Here is a 16732-nt window from a genome sequence, read left to right as displayed (position 1 = left end):
TTAATTAAGAGGAAAAGTATTATGAAATCAGGAATCCACCCTGAATATCGTCCAGTGGTGTTCCACGACACCAGCGTAGATGAATACTTCGTTGTTGGTTCTACGTTGAAAACAGAGAGAACCATCGAATGGAAAGATGGCAAAACCTACCCTTACTTTACGTTAGATGTGTCGTCAGCATCCCATCCGTACTACACCGGTAAACAGCGAGTGGTTCAAACAGAAGGTCGTATTGCGAACTTCAACCGTCGTTTTGGTCAATTTAAGAGCGAAAAGGAATAAATCATGAAAGTATTGAAATCATTAAAAAGTGCAAAAAGTCGTCATCCGGATTGCCAGATCGTAAAACGAAGAGGGCGTCTATATGTCATTTGTAAGGCGAATCCGAGGTTTAAAGCAGTGCAGAAGTAATCGTTCTGCATATTTCTGGCTTATGGTTTTGTTTAATTGATAATTTTGACTTAACTGTTTTACATGGATGAAATATCTACGTTTTTGTTTATTATTGGTTATAAAACTCTCTAATGGTCACAGTTTGTAACATTTAGGGCTTTTCTTTAACCTTCTACTCAAGTACCCTTCGCTCGCTTTTTTGACATTTTTGTCACATTTGCACAGGAATAAAAACAAGGAGGGAACAGATGAGTTCATCTGATTCAATTAAACAAAACTCGCCTAAGAAGCCGCTGTTTACGCGCTTTTTGGATACTGTCGAATATTTGGGGAACTTATTACCTCACCCGATCACACTATTTGCCATTTTCTGTTTAGCCATTCTGGTGATGTCGGGCATTGCAGGATACTTCGAAGTTTCCGTTGTAGACCCTCGTCCTGAGGGCGCAAAAGGTCGTGCCGCAGATGGCATGATTCATGTCGTCAGCTTACTTAACGCTGATGGACTCGAACTTATCGTTACTAACTTAGTGAAAAACTTTGTTGGCTTTGCACCTTTAGGCACGGTTTTGGTTGCGATGTTGGGTGTTGCTATTGCTGAGTACTCTGGTTTGCTATCTGCAGCTATGCGTGGCTTGGTCATGGGCGCATCTCAACGCATGGTAACAGTGACTGTTGTTTTCGCTGGTATCATTTCAAATACGGCATCAGAGCTGGGGTATGTGGTACTTATTCCACTGGCAGCAATGCTGTTCCATTCTCTAGGTCGTCACCCACTTGCAGGCCTCGCTGCGGCATTCGCTGGTGTATCTGGTGGTTATTCAGCAAACCTACTTATCGGTACGGTTGACCCGCTACTGTCAGGTATTACTGAAACAGCAGCGCAAATGATTGACCCAACTTACACTGTTGGTCCAGAAGTTAACTGGTACTTCATGTTTGTTTCGACGTTCTTCATTGCAATCACTGGTGCGTTTGTTACTGAAAAAATTGTTGAGCCAAAGCTTGGCAAATACAGTGAAGAAGAAGCCTCAGAAGATTTGTCGAACGACAAAATGGGCGGCTTAACAGACATTGAGAAGAAAGGTCTAAAACTAGCAGGTGTTGCTGTACTGGTTGTTTCCGCGTTGCTTGCTTGGACGGTTGTTCCAGCAGACGGCATTCTACGTTCTGATGCAGGTACAATTGCAGGTTCTCCATTCCTGAAAAGTATCGTGGCATTCATCTTTGTGTTCTTTGCTATCCCAGGCTTTGTGTTTGGTAAAGTTGTTGGCACGATGAAGACGGATCGCGATGTGATTGATGCAATGGCGAAATCTATGTCTTCTATGGGCATGTACATTGTATTGGTTTTCTTTGCTGCTCAGTTCGTTGCTTTCTTTAAATGGACTAACTTCGGTCAGGTATTTGCGGTTGCTGGTGCAAGCTTCCTGCAAGAAATTGGTTTAACTGGCCCGATGTTGTTCTTTGCCTTCATCCTCATGTGTGGCTTTATCAACCTAATGATTGGTTCGGCATCGGCACAGTGGGCAGTGACGGCACCGATTTTTGTTCCTATGTTGATGCTTGTTGGTTATGCACCGGAAACGATTCAGGCTGCTTACCGAATTGGTGACTCGACGACAAACATCATTACTCCAATGATGAGCTACTTTGGTTTGATTCTTGCTGTAGCGACTCGTTACATGAAGAACTTAGGTATCGGTACGCTGATCGCGACCATGCTACCCTACTCAATCTGCTTCATTGTAGGTTGGAGTGTGCTGTTCTACCTATGGGTATTCGTATTTGGTTTACCAGTAGGCCCTGGCGCAGCAACATACTACACACCGTAAAAAACGGTTACCTCACACAGCTCCATTATAAAAAGCCTGCGAACGTCGCAGGCTTTTTTATCGATTGAGACTGTGTACGCAGGCTTACCTGATTATAGATGTCGGTTTATAGCTGAAAACGCATCAACAAAGGGCGATAAAAGTGCTGAGTGAGCCAGCACAAGCTTTTCCAAATTACGCGTTTGTACCAAGGTAAGTGCGCAATATAAACATAGCTAAATTCAATTTCTGGCTGGGCTTTTCGGTTGCGTTTAAAAGCTGGAGCCCCTGAGCTCATATTAAAGCGACGCTGGCATATCATTGCATGGCGGATGGTATAAGCAGATATTCTTCTATACAGCGCAAAACTCTGCGGCTTATTGGTATCGTAGCCAAAAATTGGGCAAGTCATGTCGTTATCAATTTCTACTATGCCTAACGTAGCCAGCATCTCTCCTTGATAAAAGAGTCCCACTAAATGCACTAAGTTATTCTGGCTAGCCTGTTTTAAATATTGGGTTGAAAACTGGATGTTATTCCGGCTGTATTTATCAAGGTAAAGCATGTCATATAACACTTTGGCGCACTGAAACTCTTCATCAGTAGCCAGAGGCTTAAACTGCCAATCTTTATCATTAAACAGCTTGAAGTCTTTTGTTAAATCTCGGTTGAAGCTGAATGCTTGCCAATCCTCAAGTAAATACACTTGTCGTGTTACCAAGCTTTGCCATTGTTGCTGTTCTAATCGCTGAATTAAGTGTGAGTACTGAAGTTGGTTGAGGGAGCGAAGCACCAAGGGAAAGGTGGGGTATTGATCGAGTGCCACGCGGCGCAGCTCATCAAGGTTTAAGGATTCCCATTGTTCGCTATACATATTGGTGGACAAGCACTGATTGTTGAGCGTTTGGACTTGATCCAATCCAGCCAATGATAAGATTGGTTTAGTCATATTAATAAGTAGCTTACATACCCATCGAACAGCCACATTTTTGACTTTGTGAAGCTCTTCTTCGGCGTAGCCACTAAGCAGTGTCATAGGGGACACGGCATAACAGTTGTTTGGTATTTTTGGTGTTACGGAGTAGGGAATGGCAACATCATCGATATAGTAGCAACCAAAGCTTGCTGTGCATTCATCAATAGGATTCGACTGCATAAGAGTGATAAAGGTTTGATGCCATTCTTGAGAGGAAAGTGTCATGATCGCAACGCTTCTCCATTCCACTCAATATCAACGGTAGAAGCGGCGCTCCATTTTGCCTTGTTCTGCCTAGCTAACCGGAGTAATTCAAACACACTCCGGATTTGGCTCCCGACCGGTAAGTTATGCTGTTGCATAACATTCACTCCAGACCACCAATCTTGCCAAGTTCGAGCCTTGAACAGGGATAACCCACCTTCAGCGATGAGTGTTATTGGCCCTAAATGATGCAATCGCTGTTTGGAAGGACTGGTAAACTCCATATTAGGAAGCAGTTGATTGCATCGAGACGAGAGTAGGTGCAAACCACTGGTGGCTCTTGGGTTACACTCAATCACGTAGAGATCATTTTGTGATTGGATGAAGTCAAACGACACTTGCCCATGATAAGTATGACGTTTACCAAAAGCTGCGATAAATGTATCTAGTCGTTCGCATGAGAGCGGCTGAAAAGCACTGGCGGCCGATCCGTTTACACAGTATTTCGGCACATAAGCTTGGTGTGCTTTAAGGTCACCATGTTCAAAAATCGCATAGTTACACACCGGAGTCCCATGGATTTTTTGTTGCTGAACCCAAGGATAAAGTGGCGATATCGTGACGGCAGAAATAGACTGAGTTGTCACATCTCTTATTACTTGCCCGCCAAACCGAGAGTAAACTGGTTTTAGAACGGTTCTTTCATTAGTTTCAACCTCACTTTTATCAGCGACCAAACGAGTTTTTGGAAGTGTAATTTCTGGTAAGCCTTGAAGCTGTTCAAAGACGGTCAACTTGTTGTGTAGGGCATTGAGTAGTCCCACATTGGGCAGAAAAAAATCTACTTCTGTGCATTGCTTGGCAACATGAGCCAAGTAATACACTTCTTCACAAGTGGGTATCACCATATCAATACGCATCTGAGTAATGATTTTTAGGATCTGCTGTTGGTAGGTGGGAAACGCAAATCGAGGTGAAGCGGTGGGTATATAAGACTCGATGCCTCGCAAAAATGATCCCATAGGCTTTTTTAGCGAATCGGTGAGAATTACTTCATGTCCATGATGCATACACATGGTTGCCCACTCTAGTGCAACTGGTGCTCGGGCTCCGGTGATTAAGACCCGCATATGTTCACCACACGTCGTTGTTTATTCATTGGCGTCCAAATAGGCGCAGGGCGGTAACTAAATCTGACAGGATCAAGCCGTAATTGGTCAAACAACTTTATCAAGGCTTGATGTATAACCCTATGGTGGTGAACATCCGCTTCAATTTGAATGGTTTGTGACCCTGTTTGGGTGATTCGGTAATCCACGCGACCTTGGGCAGATAGTGTTATAGCGCGGTAGATGAGATCTGGTAACACCGTCACTGGGGTGTGGTTTGCGTTTAGCGTGAGGCGATCACCACATCGTCCGGCAATCGCCCCAAGAGGTTCAAATACGCCATTATCCTGTTTATTCTCAATAATATCGTCGAGCTGATAACGAATAATTGGCTGAGTTTTACGACGAAAATCGGAGATGATTGGGCTGTAGTGAGTACGTTCGGTATTCAGCCAGTGTTTTTCGATATAAACAACATCTTGATTCCAGCGCATTTGTCCATGCTGATCAGTACATGCAAGAAAACCTTCAGTACATTGGTAGACTTCATGGAGTTCGCTGTCGAACCGTTGAGAAATATAGTGACGGTCACTCTCGGTTAGAACCTCTGCCCCAGAAATGATCCGTTGTGGTTGAATTGCGGGTTGACCAAATTGACCGCTGAACTGGGCGCAGAGCTGAAGAGCTTGCGCACTACCAACCAAAAGCGTGGGTTGGAACTTATCCAGCTCTTTTATCCACTCTTGGTAAGGTTTGGTTAAATCGGCATAAAAGAATGTGACAGGCCCTTTCGCGACGGATTTATACAGTGGGCTGTTGGCTCGCAAGGCTAGTGCAATTCGGTGCTTTTGCCATAGGTTGGGCAAAAGGCGAGCCAATATATTGCCGGCCCACAGTTGTGTTTCCTGCTTGTCAGCAAGAAACAACCCGCGCATGCCTGATGTGCCCGAAGAAAGCCCAACCGTAACATCGCCAACTTTCGAAGCGGCAAAGTTGCGTGACTGCTCTGCTTTGAGTGCCTGCTGCATTAACTGTTCAGCATCTAAGCCCTTCGTATTTAACTCTGAAAGGTTCTCCATCATGGTTTGCTTATTCATGATAGGGAAATCATTGAGTGGTGCACCTTGAAAAGAGCGGTAATACGGTGAATGACGGCATACCCAATCCAAGTGTTGCGTTAAGTGTTGTTGTTGCCACGTTTCGATTTGTTCCCTTGAGCCGAAGGGGCGGTAGCGGGTTCGCCAGAATTCTGAGATAAGCGTTCTCACTTCATCCATCCTTCTTTGATTAGCTGCTGGATAGTTTCCTGACAATGTGAAGGCACGAAGCGAACAAAGTGGTGGGTTTGTTGGTAGCAACTTCTCAATTCGGAGAGGGTGTTTTTATAGGCCTTTGTGTCATCGCAAAGCATGTTCGCCAGCCAATGCTGATCGATATTTTCACTCAAGCTCTCGATTAACCAGCATGCATCGGCGAGTAAGAATAGCCAACCTTGGTCTCTTTTAACCAGCAAGCCCACTTGGCCAGCTGCATGGCCTGGCAAGCTAACCATATAAATAAGTCCATCGTCGAACATGTCTTTACAGAGCAAGTTAACCCCTTGGCACTGAGGAAGAATTTGACTGATTGGCACAGAAAAATCACCATGAATGATGAAGTTAGATTCTAGTTGTGGAGGGAGCAGAGCTTTTAGGTAGCCTTTTCTTACGCCTCCAATTCGACCACTTTTAGTAATCGCATCTACCCCTTTTTGTTGGCAATGCAATTGAGAGTGAGAAAACTCAGACACGGCGGCAATGTGATCAGCGTGAAAGTGGGAGAGCACTAAATGCTCAATATCATGAGGTTTGAGATTTTCTTTTGCTAACTGCGCAACAATCCCATGTTCTTGTTGATAGCGGCAAGGTGTTGTCCAAGCATAAAAACGTTCAGGGAAGGGACGAGTCGCGCTAAAAAAGTGCTCGTGATATCCCGTATCAAACAGGATGTTGCCTTGTGTCGGATGCTGAATTAACGCAACGGCTGCAGGAAATGCTCTAGGCTTTATACCAGAGCCTGGTTTGACAACAAAGCCTGGGTGTACGCAGTGTCCAGCCTCAAAGATTTTTATTTTTAGACCAGTTTGCATACTGCTGTATTCCTTCTTGAATTGAAAAAAGCGGTTGGTAATTCAGGTTTTTTATCGCCTTGCTGATATCCAGAGTTTGATGATAGTTAAACAATCCTGCGCTGTATGAAGTGAGCCTTGGCTCTGGCTGATGTGGTAAGCGCCTTCGTATTTGCTCACTGAGCTTTAATAATGGTGATACCACACCGTATGGTAATGATTGTAACGTTACTTTTAGGTTCAACCCCACACATAAAGCTTGTAGAACAGTCTCAATTGGCATTGGTTCGTTGTTGGAAATATTGAAGACATCACCATGCTGAAGCCGGTCTGCCTGAGTGCAAGCGAGCATCGCCGCATGGGCAACGTTGTCGACATAAGTTAGATCAACCACTGGGTTTCTACCCGATGGCAGAAGCAGAGTGTTGTTTTTTATCGCCTTAAGCACTCTTGGGATAATCGCGCGATCGTTGGGACCAAAAATGCCACGCGGTCTTAAAATGATCGCTTTGCTTTGGCCTTTTACGGCTTCAAGTTCAGATAGGTATTTGGTGTGTGCGTAATCATTACACCAGTGTGAAGCAATGGCGTCGGTTTCTCTAATATTCCAACGGTCTTGGTGGTCAAAATAGACGCTGGTGGAGGAAATATGAATAAAACACGATATTTGATGCGAATTAGCCGCATTGACGAGGTTTTTGGTGGCATCTACATTGGCTTGATAAAACGCTTCCCACTTGCCCCATGGGCTTGAGAGAGCGGCACAATGGATGATTGCATCCATACCTTGGCATACCGCATGAACTGCTGAGTGGTCTCTTAAATCGACTATATGTGGGATAACATCGAATTGCTCGGCGAGTTGTTTAGCGATGACTGTGTTTCGTGCTGTAAAATGCAGTTCATGCTGCTGGTGAAACATTCTTAGAATTGCGCTACCCAACATCCCACTGCCGCCAGTGACTAATATCTTCATAGTTTTAGCACTCCCATACCTAGTGACAACCCTGCGGCGGTGCCAGCTAATAACACATGTTTTCCTGCTGTTTCTGGCTGATTACGCAGCCAGTGTAAGTTAATTGGGAGTGAGGCGGCGACTTGGTTTCCCAAAGTCGAAAAGTGATTAACTGTTTTCTCGGTTGGTAACCCGGTGAGTGATGGCAGTTTTTTTAATCCGTGCGCACTGGCTTGATGCGGAAGAAAATAACCAATATCGCTGAGTGTTACCGGAGAGGCGTCAAAGCCTTTTTTTAGAAACGCCGGTAAGGTTTTACGCACATGTTTAAAGAGTGCTTTGCCCTCCATCTCAAACTGGCAGCTTTTTAAATAGGCTTGATGCTCTGAGGTGTGAGGGTTGACATGACTACCTCCGCCCTTAATTTGACAAAATGAATACCCGGTATGATGCGTTTCAAAGTGACTGGTGAGTAATCCATCACCGTTGTGTTCTTCGAGCAAAAATGCGGCGGCACCGTCTGCGAATAGGGTTGCAACTTCTGGTTTGAGCGTAAAATTTCGATTCAGTGTGATGCCAGTAGCGAGTTCGCTGGTGACAATGAGAATCCGACGGTACCGTTTTGCTAAGAATAGACTCTGAGCAAGGTCAAGCGCAGAAAGAAATGATAAACAGGTGCTGTTCAAATCAAAGCTTTCTAGCCATGTTGGAGCGTCTAACGCGGCGAGAACCGCTGAAGCGTCGTAGGGCAGAGACTGGTGGTGAGTGCCGCTAGCGTAGATAAGGAGATCAATGGAGCCCAAGGTATATATGTTTCCTAAACACTGCTCTATCGCCTGCACCGCCATGTAAATAGCGGTCTCTTTTGTATTGGCTACATGACGATATTCAACGTCGAATTTATTTCGGCAGGTCCCAGGCGCCAATTTTAGGAAGCGATCCATCTCTCGATCTGACCATTGATTCGTTGGCAGGTAGCTTCCACTGGAAACGATGTTAAAGCCCATTATTCTCTATACATTTATTAAAAACGTCGTTCAAAATAAACCACGTTGCATATTGAAGCTATGGCGAGCGAGATGAAAAATAAACAGAACAAAACAAATGGGAGTAAGAGCACGCTTTGGGTGCAATATTGAAAATGAATTTTCAGTAATGAGCCAGGCTTTGATTTGCTGGCTCAATATGAATAGAGTGAGTATTACTTCTTAAATTTAGCCAAAATACGATCTAAATGGTTCGCAAATTCGCGGCGATCGGTTTGGGAAAGCGCAGCGGGTCCACCTGTCTGAATTCCGCTTGAGCGCATGGTTTCCATGAAGTCGCGGATATTTAGACGAGCTTTGATAGTATCTTTTGTATAAAGCTCGCCACGTGAACTGAGGGCTTGAGCACCTTTAGAGATGACCTCATCTGCAAGCGGAATGTCTGATGTGATCACCAAATCGTTGGCCTCCACACGCTTGACGATTTCGTTGTCAGCGATGTCAAATCCAGCTGGAACTTGCAGCGAGTGGATGTTGTCTCTTTTGGGCACCGGGACAACGTGGTTGGCGACAAACGTACATTCAATCCCCGTGCGTTCGGCGGCACGCACAATGGTTTCGCGGATGACTTTCGGACACGCATCTGCATCTACCCATAACTTCATGATGACTTCCCACTTAGCTTGGCTTCTAGCTCTTCAATGCGAGCGACTAGTTTTTTCACCGTGCTTTCTAGCGCTGCAAGACGATCATTATCGGTATGCGCTTGCGCTGCGACTTCAACCTTGGGAACACGCTGAGCACTTTTCCAACTTTTTATTGCGGTGATTAATGCAGGCATTGGGACGGGCGTTTTCAAGCGTGCTTTCACTAACGCTACGGTTGGCTCTTTTCCTTGTTGTTGCAGTTGTTCCATTACCGCTTCTAATTCTTTAGTAACGTCTTGAGTTAACATTTTTAATCCTTAACAACGATATATCTATCATCATACGTTGAGTCCCCTAATTTGGCGAATAGCAATTTGGAATGTGTGGTGTGAGAGATCTCTTACATGGGTTGTGAGAGAAAACGATTTCGTGAGCGGAAAAATAGAAATTACAATCATCAACTTATTGATAAATAATGATTTAACAACTATTTAACCAATGTGGTGTATAAATATTTATCTAGGATAGATTGTCAATTTTTAGGAAAGGCGTAAATTGAGAGTTGTCAGCAGGAAGCAGACATGGAACAGGAAAGCACCAAGGATTTGGTTATCGTCAGGAAGATGATTTGGTTGGTCAGGATGATTAATCAAGCATGGAGCGTAGGACATTGTAAGGACACTATCATCAATAGGATGTTGATGACTAAGGATAGACAATGGACCCCTCTAGGATAGAGGTTATGGACAGCGTCAGGAAGATGCAAGGGACACCGCTCAAGGAACAAGTGATGTGTGCTAACGGGGAATGTTAGCTATCAGGATGATAAGGACACCGCTAGGACGGCGACGTAAGGAATAAGCTGACGGAATCAGCCACTATTATGGATGATGCATGGAGCACTTTTAGTAGCCGGACTGCTGCGAGTAAGACCATGACCCCGATACTTATGTGTCGGGGTCTTTCTTATATAAAAAGATACCTAGTCGTTCTCGTTGAATTAAGCACCTCGAGGTGACTTGGGTATATCAATATCACAAAATTTATAAATTCCTAATAACACTTAATAAAAAACAATCCAGATCAATATCCTTTCCAATCAGTTGGTTTAACTTTCGGCTTCTCTACAAGGTGTTATGCCCCGCAGTTATTGAGCATATTCAAGCTCATCAGTTTGCGATCTGCGGATAAATAAAGTTTGTTGTAATCAAGGAACAGATGTGGCCATAGTAACCAGAAGAATGCTTCTTCTACCCTACAATGAGTCGTTGCAACTAGAGTTCGTCATGCTGAATTGCTGTGCGAAAAACCGTGCTGAAATGAACGGTCCGTATACTGTCGCGTCTGCCAAACAGATGTTTGAGAAAATACTGGATGATGAAAATATTTATAGTATGGCGGTGCTAGAAAGCACCAGTCGTGACTATATGGGGCACGTGTTCATTTCCCATCTCGATTCCGAGCCTGAGTTAGGGTTTATTTTTGATAAATCTTATTGGGGTAAAGGGTTAGCGACAGAAGCTCTAAAAGCATTTTTCCCCAAGGCGTGCCGTGAGCTGGGGCTACATAAGGTTAAAGCTAACGTGAATAGCAACCATCAAGCTTCTATGGCGGTGCTGAAAAAACTGGGATTTGTTGAAACAAAAGAAAGTAAGGATCTATATGGCCCTTACTTTGAAATGGAATTTACAAGCGATGCGGTGGTAGGTGAAAGTTCTGCGGCCTGAAACCGACCATGGTTAACTCCCCTTGGTAGCAATCGTCACCAAGCGATGAAAACTCAAATTGATACACCGTATGCCAACGCCAGACTCCGTCTGGCGTTTTTAGTTTGTGGGCACCAAAGGCGATGCTGATTAATTGGAGATCCAATTGCTCACATTTACGCGTGATTGCCACTTTTGCGAGTTCGGCTTGACGACGTTGTTGCCAAAACAGATAACAGAAAAAGCATAGCCCTAAAATTGCTAAAAGATCACCAATCATCCCTGAACCTTTATTATCCCTTTGTTGCTTGTTGTAAGCTTACTAGCGCGTTTGCTAGTTCTTCGGATGGATTTGAATGTAGCAAGGGCAATAGCACCATTCTTAACTCTGGTAGCATCACTAAATCGGCAAATAACTGATTAAATAGGGCTTGATTACCGGTTTGAGCTAAACGCAGCAAAAACTGTTCTGCTACCTTTTCATTGGCTAGTAAGTGCCAAGCTCGGCCAGCCACGCCAATCAGTACTTCCTGATGGCTTAAACGAGGGCTTTGTAATATCGCTTCTAACACTGGAGAGGCAATGGCTGTTGGTGCGCCAGCCAAAGCTCGGATAAGCGCTGAAAGTAGGAAGAGATCAGGCTCGCTACTTGCGATTTCTTGTTGTGCTTTTTCCGCGATACGTTCTGCTAAACGCTCTTGTAACTCTACATGCTCAAGCGCACCCAACAGAGCATAAAGTGGCTCATTCGGTAGGTGGTTCAACGCTTTGCGTATCATTACCCCGTTTTGCTCTTTGTCCAAACGAGCGGCCATGTCGGTGATCCCTTGCAGACCTACGGTTTGCCAATTGTCCCAGCCTAAACCGCCTGAAAAGTAATGTTGAGTGTGCTCGTAATATTGGCTGGTAGGAAGATCGAGGTTCGCGCGGACCTGGCTATGAAACACGGCCATTTTATCTTCGGAAGGTTTGAAAGTGTATGGGTTATTAGACAGCTTTTGCTGTTGCTCTTCAGAGATATCATCATTGAGGCGTGTTCCCATAGCTTCCACTACGTATTTAATGAAATTACCGATATCCGCTTGCTTTAACAAACCGCGCTCGTCCAATTCAAACTTTAGAAACCAAATCCAAGGTTGCTTTTGTTCATTCCAATAAGCGATGGCAAGGTGTGCTCTACGCTGCATTGGGAATGGGTACGGTGCTTGACCTTTTTCTACATCGGCAAACTCTTTCTTAGCGATGGTTTTGATACGACGACCAAGATCGAAGATTTGATAATCACAGCGGCTGTTGTTCAACAGTTGAGTGAGGGTTTGAATGTTTTCCATTAAATACGACGTCCTAACGTTCTTTTCACAAGAAATGGTATCATTCTCGGCTAATTCAAGGTTCGAGATAGAATTAATGGTAACAAATACTCAATTGGTCGACTTACTTCACCAACTTGAAGCGCAGCTTAAAGAACATAAGTTGTGGCAACACACTAGGCCTTCAGAGCAAGCCTTACAAAGTGTGGAGCCATTTGCGATTGATACACTGCATCCTCATGAGTGGTTGCAGTGGATCTTTATAGACAGAATGCATGTGCTAGTGGAAAACAACCAACCATTGCCAAGAGAGTTTTCTCTCGAGCCCTATTTTTCAGAAGCGTGGAAGCAGGAACCGCAGTTCGCAGAGCTGCTTGTTACAATCCGAACCATTGATGAACTATGTAAGTAACCAAATGTTAGAACAAGAAATAGCGCGATCTTCAGAACCAGTGGAACTGGAGATCGTTTATCAGGATGAATATTTTGTTGCGGTTAACAAGCCTGCTGGCATGCTGGTGCACCGCAGTTGGTTAGATAAGCATGAAACTCAATTTGTCATGCAAACTTTGCGCGATCAAATTGGTCAGCATGTTTTCCCACTGCATCGTCTGGACCGTCCAACATCGGGTGTGCTCGTGTTTGCGTTGTCGAGTGAAGTCGCGTCACAAGTCATGCCGATGTTTGCTGAACATAAAATGGAAAAGACGTACCACGCGATAGTACGCGGTTGGATTGAGGAAGAGGGCGTCTTGGATTACGCACTCAAAGTCGAGTTAGACAAGATTGCAGATAAGTTCGCTTCACAAGAAAAAGAAGCGCAAGAAGCGGTGACGGAATATAAACCGTTGGCTAAAGTGGAAGTTCCCTATTCGACGGGTAAATTTCCTACAACGCGTTATTGCTTAGTTGAGATGAAACCTAAAACGGGGCGTAAGCACCAACTTCGTCGTCATATGGCGCATCTACGCCATCCTATTGTGGGTGATACAACGCACGGAGACGGCAAGCACAACAAGCTTTATCGCACAGAGTTTGATTCTCATCGCTTGCTACTGCACGCTTCAGAGTTACGGTTTGTCCACCCATTTACCGATCAAGAGGTTGTCATGACTGCCAATATTGATGAGACTTGGCTGCAATTGTTTACTCGTTTTGAGTGGGATGAATCAATGATCAACCGATAATGGGATTAGTTAGATCTAGATAATGATTGAGTACAAATAAAAAGGGTTAGCATCAATGCTAACCCTTTTTTAATATTTAAGACTTAACGTTTTACTTTAGTTTTTCGAGATCCGCTTCGATCTCTGCGATCTTGCTCGAAACGACTTTTTCTAAATGACGAAGGTCTGAAAGAATTTTCTCTTTGACATCAACCTCAGGTTGTTTCGTTGGCTTAGTGATTTTATTCAGTTCATCAATGACCAATGTGAGGTTACGGTTGATTTCCGTTACTTCTTTATATTTGTGACTGCCACTGTCCACAAGAACATTTTTGATTTGGCGCGGGTATTTGAATTTAACGCTTTTGGCGAACAGCTCGCCTTTTTGCTTGTGGAAATAGATCTTGAGCACGTCTTTGTGTGCTTCTTGGCGTAGGGAATAACGTTCAATCTGCTTAGGGTCGTGAATACCCAAACCAGTGAGGTGGGGATACATAGGCTACCTCTATTACATCGAATTGATATTGATATAACTGTAGCAGCCTATGTATGAGCTAGATAGCTGATATTTAGCCAAAATGCTTAACTTGTGGGCAAGATCGCTCTCGCCCTGAACCGAAAAGATTGGCAGGTTTGATCTAAGCAGCGACCTCATCAGATAACTTTTCGATCAATCTCTCTCTTAGCTCATCCTGTTGTTCTTCACTTAATCTTCCCCCTGCATCACTGGTTAAAATAAACAAGTCTTCTGCTCGCTCACCAATGGTGGTGATTTTTGCACCATGAAGGTTGATATTTAAATCAGCAAACGTACGGCCTACTTTGGCCAACAGCCCTGGTGTGTCTAGCGCGACAAACTCCATTAAAGTGTGTTTTTTACCTTTGGTTGGTAAGAAGTCGACTTTGGTTTTCACATTAAAGTGCTGAAGTTTGTTCGGAGTACGGCGCGTTTTAATCTTGGTTGGTCGGCCAGCCTCCAGTACATGGGTGAGGTGTTTAATCACCGCGGCGTGACGAGACTCATCAATCGCTTCGCCATGTTGATCGAGAACCATAAAGGTATCAATCACGTGCCCATCTTTGCTGGTCATGATTTGCGCGTCGTGTACATTAAAATTACGCCTATCTAACTCCGCCACGACCGTCGCAAATAAAGCTGGCTGGTCTTTCGTATATACAAATACCTCAGTGCCGCCACGAGTGGCTTTTTTACTGATCAAGACTAAAGGCTTAGTCGGATCTTCCATGCGAAGTAAGTGTTCGCAGTGCCACGCGATTTGCGTATGGGTATGACGAAGGAAATAGTCAGCTTTAAAGCGCTGCCACAATACTTCAATTTCGCGCGCGGCAAACCCCTCTTTGCGCAGCATTGCAGAGGCCATTTGTTGATTGTGGCGAATTCGCTCACGCACATCGACAGGATTCTCTAGCCCTCTGCGTAAAGCACGTTGCGTGGAGTAATACAGCTCCGCAAGTAAAGTTCGTTTCCAAGCATTCCAAAGTTCTGGGTTGGTTGCACAAATATCTGCAACTGTCAGGCATACAAGATAATCGAGAGATTCTTCGTCTCTGACTTTTTTGGCAAATTCGGTAATGACATCGGGATCATAAATGTCTCGGCGCTGTGCGGTGACAGACATTAATAGATGATGTCTTACCAACCAAGCGACAAGTTTCGCTTCGGGCTTCGATAAACCATGCTCAATGCAGAAGTCGTACGCTTCTCCTTCACCGATAATTGAGTGATCGCCGCCACGACCTTTCCCGATATCGTGGAAAATAGCGGCAATAATCAGCAGCTCTTTCTTTTGCATCCGTGGGTAGACGTCACAGCAAATAGGGTGCTTCGCATGATTTTCTGGGTCACTAAAAGTGTTGATGTGTTTAAGTAAGCGAATACTGTGTTCATCAACTGTGTAGGCATGGAATAAGTCAAATTGCATTTGACCAACAATCTGACTCCATTGCGGTAAATAGGCCGCCATAACCCCTAATCGGTGCATGAGGCTGAATGCTTTGTGCAGAGCATTAGGGTGACGACATAACGCCATGAACTTTTCACGCGCAGCAGGAATGGTGTGCAAAAACTTGTTGAGCCGACGGCGAGCGGTGCGCAGTTGACGCAGCGTTGGTGGGCTCACCCCTTCAATAGTTGAGTCGTTAGCAATATGTAAGAACATATCCAGAATAGTTTCTGGGCGAGCTTGGAACAATGCGGGTTTCCGCGCTTCAATTAAAGAACCGCGACGTTGAAAGTCCGTATCGAGAATCTCGGCACTTTCTGTCGCCCCACCATTAATGATCGCTTGGTCAAAGAGTTTGAGTAGCATTTTATTGAGCTCTGCCACACGACGAAGCGTGCGGTAGAACTCTTTCATCATCATTTCTACGCCTCGGTTGCCTTCTCCGACGTAGCCTAGATTTTCCGCAACTTGTGCTTGATGAGCAAAGGTCAAGCGGTTGTCATAGCGGCGAAGCTCCATGTGCAGAGCGAAACGCACTCGCCAAAGGAAGTCCTGACATTCAACCAATTCTCGGTATTCTGCGTCAGTTAAAAATCCGTATCGGCTCATTTCCAGCAATGACGTGGCACCAAAGTGACGTCGTGCGACCCAGCTTAATGTATGAATATCGCGCAGCCCGCCAGGGGTCGACTTAATGTCTGGTTCTAAGTTGTAGGTCGTATCGTGGTAACGGGCATGGCGTTCGCGCTGCTCTTGAATTTTAGCGCGATAAAACGTTTCACTTGGCCAAAAGGAGTCTGATAATACAACTTTCTTCAGTGCCTGAAAGGTATCCTCGCTGCCACACAGTAGACGCGCTTCTTGAAGATTTGTCGCGACGGTCAGATCGGCTTTACCAATTTCCGCACATTCGTTAACGGTGCGAACTGCGTGTCCGACCTCGAGTTTTAAATCCCACAACAGCGTAATGAATTCGCTGATTTTTGCTTCTAGCGCGGTCGGCAGCTTATTGTTCGACAGAATCAAAATATCGATATCGGAGAGCGGATGCAGCTCGCCACGCCCATAGCCACCCACGGCAACTAGGGAAATGTTGTAAATATCTTTGAAGCCAAAATGTTGCCACAAACGATTCAGAAGCAGATCCATGTATTCTGCTCTGGCTAAAACCAAGCTTGTTACCGGATGATGATTGAGAAACTCTTGGTTTTGATCGGAGCTAAATTTCTCTAACTCTTGTTTGAGTTCTCCGATATTGATTTGTTCATCGGAAAAGGTAAGAGGGGACTGAAGTGTCATATTTGCCATCCGTGCAAGCTAATCTAATTACAATCTAACAAATTTGTGGCAGATAAAAAATATCCCCGCCGAAGCAGGGATATAGTAAACAACGAG

Annotated in this window: 18 protein-coding genes; 6 read left to right on the top strand and 12 right to left on the bottom strand. The window is 44.7% G+C overall.

Going from position 1 to position 16732, the window contains the following annotated elements; genetic code table 11:
• The first annotated feature begins 21 nt into the window (after positions 1-21).
• The 3 genes from ACWPOD_RS16580 to ACWPOD_RS16570 all read left to right on the top strand — a co-directional run bounded on the left by ACWPOD_RS16580 (position 22) and on the right by ACWPOD_RS16570 (position 2228).
• The gene (locus ACWPOD_RS16580; RefSeq protein ID WP_139060421.1) at positions 22-282 is read left to right on the top strand and encodes a type B 50S ribosomal protein L31; all 261 of its coding nucleotides are present in this window, start codon (positions 22-24) and stop codon (positions 280-282) included.
• A gap of 3 nt (positions 283-285) precedes the next feature.
• Complete coding sequence (ykgO, locus tag ACWPOD_RS16575) at positions 286-411, top strand: type B 50S ribosomal protein L36 (RefSeq protein WP_005593337.1); 126 nt, start codon at positions 286-288, stop codon at positions 409-411.
• 230 nt (positions 412-641) lie between these two features.
• Positions 642-2228, top strand: coding sequence for an AbgT family transporter (locus tag ACWPOD_RS16570; protein WP_006742541.1), 1587 nt, complete (start codon positions 642-644; stop codon positions 2226-2228).
• 106 nt (positions 2229-2334) lie between these two features.
• Here ACWPOD_RS16570 and ACWPOD_RS16565 read toward each other — a convergent pair whose 3' ends face one another.
• The 8 genes from ACWPOD_RS16565 to ACWPOD_RS16530 form a co-directional block, all read right to left on the bottom strand.
• The gene (locus tag ACWPOD_RS16565; protein WP_456232069.1) at positions 2335-3408 is read right to left on the bottom strand and encodes a hypothetical protein; all 1074 of its coding nucleotides are present in this window, start codon (positions 3406-3408) and stop codon (positions 2335-2337) included.
• A complete protein-coding gene (locus tag ACWPOD_RS16560; RefSeq protein WP_182019942.1) occupies positions 3405-4517 on the bottom strand; it encodes an ATP-grasp domain-containing protein in 1113 nt (370 codons plus the stop codon). The genes ACWPOD_RS16565 and ACWPOD_RS16560 overlap by 4 nt, the downstream gene beginning before the upstream one ends.
• Positions 4505-5773: a F390 synthetase-related protein gene (locus tag ACWPOD_RS16555; RefSeq protein ID WP_456232068.1), complete on the bottom strand. Its 1269-nt coding sequence runs from the start codon at positions 5771-5773 to the stop codon at positions 4505-4507. Before ACWPOD_RS16555 ends, ACWPOD_RS16560 begins: the two co-directional genes overlap by 13 nt.
• A complete protein-coding gene (locus tag ACWPOD_RS16550) occupies positions 5761-6624 on the bottom strand; it encodes an MBL fold metallo-hydrolase (RefSeq protein WP_456232067.1) in 864 nt (287 codons plus the stop codon). Before ACWPOD_RS16550 ends, ACWPOD_RS16555 begins: the two co-directional genes overlap by 13 nt.
• Positions 6593-7579 carry an NAD-dependent epimerase/dehydratase family protein gene (locus ACWPOD_RS16545; RefSeq protein WP_456232066.1) on the bottom strand — a complete coding sequence of 329 codons (987 nt, stop codon included), beginning with the start codon at positions 7577-7579 and terminating at the stop codon, positions 6593-6595. The genes ACWPOD_RS16550 and ACWPOD_RS16545 overlap by 32 nt, the downstream gene beginning before the upstream one ends.
• Positions 7576-8565, bottom strand: coding sequence for a ketoacyl-ACP synthase III (locus ACWPOD_RS16540; RefSeq protein WP_456232065.1), 990 nt, complete (start codon positions 8563-8565; stop codon positions 7576-7578). The genes ACWPOD_RS16545 and ACWPOD_RS16540 overlap by 4 nt, the downstream gene beginning before the upstream one ends.
• Positions 8566-8759: 194 nt before the next feature.
• Positions 8760-9209: a YaiI/YqxD family protein gene (locus ACWPOD_RS16535; protein WP_005380310.1), complete on the bottom strand. Its 450-nt coding sequence runs from the start codon at positions 9207-9209 to the stop codon at positions 8760-8762.
• Positions 9206-9499: a hypothetical protein gene (locus ACWPOD_RS16530; protein ID WP_047008886.1), complete on the bottom strand. Its 294-nt coding sequence runs from the start codon at positions 9497-9499 to the stop codon at positions 9206-9208. Before ACWPOD_RS16530 ends, ACWPOD_RS16535 begins: the two co-directional genes overlap by 4 nt.
• A 933-nt stretch (positions 9500-10432) precedes the next feature.
• Between ACWPOD_RS16530 and ACWPOD_RS16525 the strand changes: the two genes are divergently transcribed.
• On the top strand, positions 10433-10918 hold the full coding sequence (locus ACWPOD_RS16525; protein WP_080936742.1) for a GNAT family N-acetyltransferase: 486 nt from the start codon (positions 10433-10435) through the stop codon (positions 10916-10918).
• Here the strand turns inward: ACWPOD_RS16525 and ACWPOD_RS16520 are convergent.
• Both ACWPOD_RS16520 and ACWPOD_RS16515 read right to left on the bottom strand, forming a co-directional pair.
• Positions 10878-11177, bottom strand: a complete 300-nt coding sequence (locus ACWPOD_RS16520; RefSeq protein ID WP_012841498.1) for a DUF3301 domain-containing protein — start codon at positions 11175-11177, stop codon at positions 10878-10880. The two genes, ACWPOD_RS16525 and ACWPOD_RS16520, sit on opposite strands and share 41 nt — an antisense overlap.
• Positions 11178-11190: 13 nt before the next feature.
• The gene (locus ACWPOD_RS16515; protein ID WP_258628741.1) at positions 11191-12228 is read right to left on the bottom strand and encodes a DUF3549 family protein; all 1038 of its coding nucleotides are present in this window, start codon (positions 12226-12228) and stop codon (positions 11191-11193) included.
• Between the two features lie 76 nt (positions 12229-12304).
• Here ACWPOD_RS16515 and ACWPOD_RS16510 point away from each other — a divergent pair, with 76 nt between their 5' ends.
• A complete protein-coding gene (locus tag ACWPOD_RS16510) occupies positions 12305-12619 on the top strand; it encodes a YqcC family protein (protein WP_104972039.1) in 315 nt (104 codons plus the stop codon).
• Between the two features lie 4 nt (positions 12620-12623).
• The gene (gene truC, locus ACWPOD_RS16505) at positions 12624-13394 is read left to right on the top strand and encodes a tRNA pseudouridine(65) synthase TruC (protein WP_237284067.1); all 771 of its coding nucleotides are present in this window, start codon (positions 12624-12626) and stop codon (positions 13392-13394) included.
• A 91-nt stretch (positions 13395-13485) separates the two neighbouring features.
• On the opposite strand, the gene ACWPOD_RS16500 is transcribed toward truC, so the two are convergent.
• Together ACWPOD_RS16500 and glnD are read right to left on the bottom strand one after the other, a co-directional pair.
• The gene (locus tag ACWPOD_RS16500; protein WP_005380322.1) at positions 13486-13869 is read right to left on the bottom strand and encodes a DUF3461 family protein; all 384 of its coding nucleotides are present in this window, start codon (positions 13867-13869) and stop codon (positions 13486-13488) included.
• Between the two features lie 142 nt (positions 13870-14011).
• Positions 14012-16636, bottom strand: a complete 2625-nt coding sequence (glnD, locus tag ACWPOD_RS16495) for a bifunctional uridylyltransferase/uridylyl-removing protein GlnD (RefSeq protein ID WP_446572364.1) — start codon at positions 16634-16636, stop codon at positions 14012-14014.
• Positions 16637-16732 lie beyond the last annotated feature (96 nt).

This window comes from Vibrio sp. JZG120 (genome assembly GCF_053890955.1).
The sequence above is the reverse complement of the archived record's forward strand: the minus strand, read 5'-3'. Positions and strand labels throughout refer to the sequence as shown.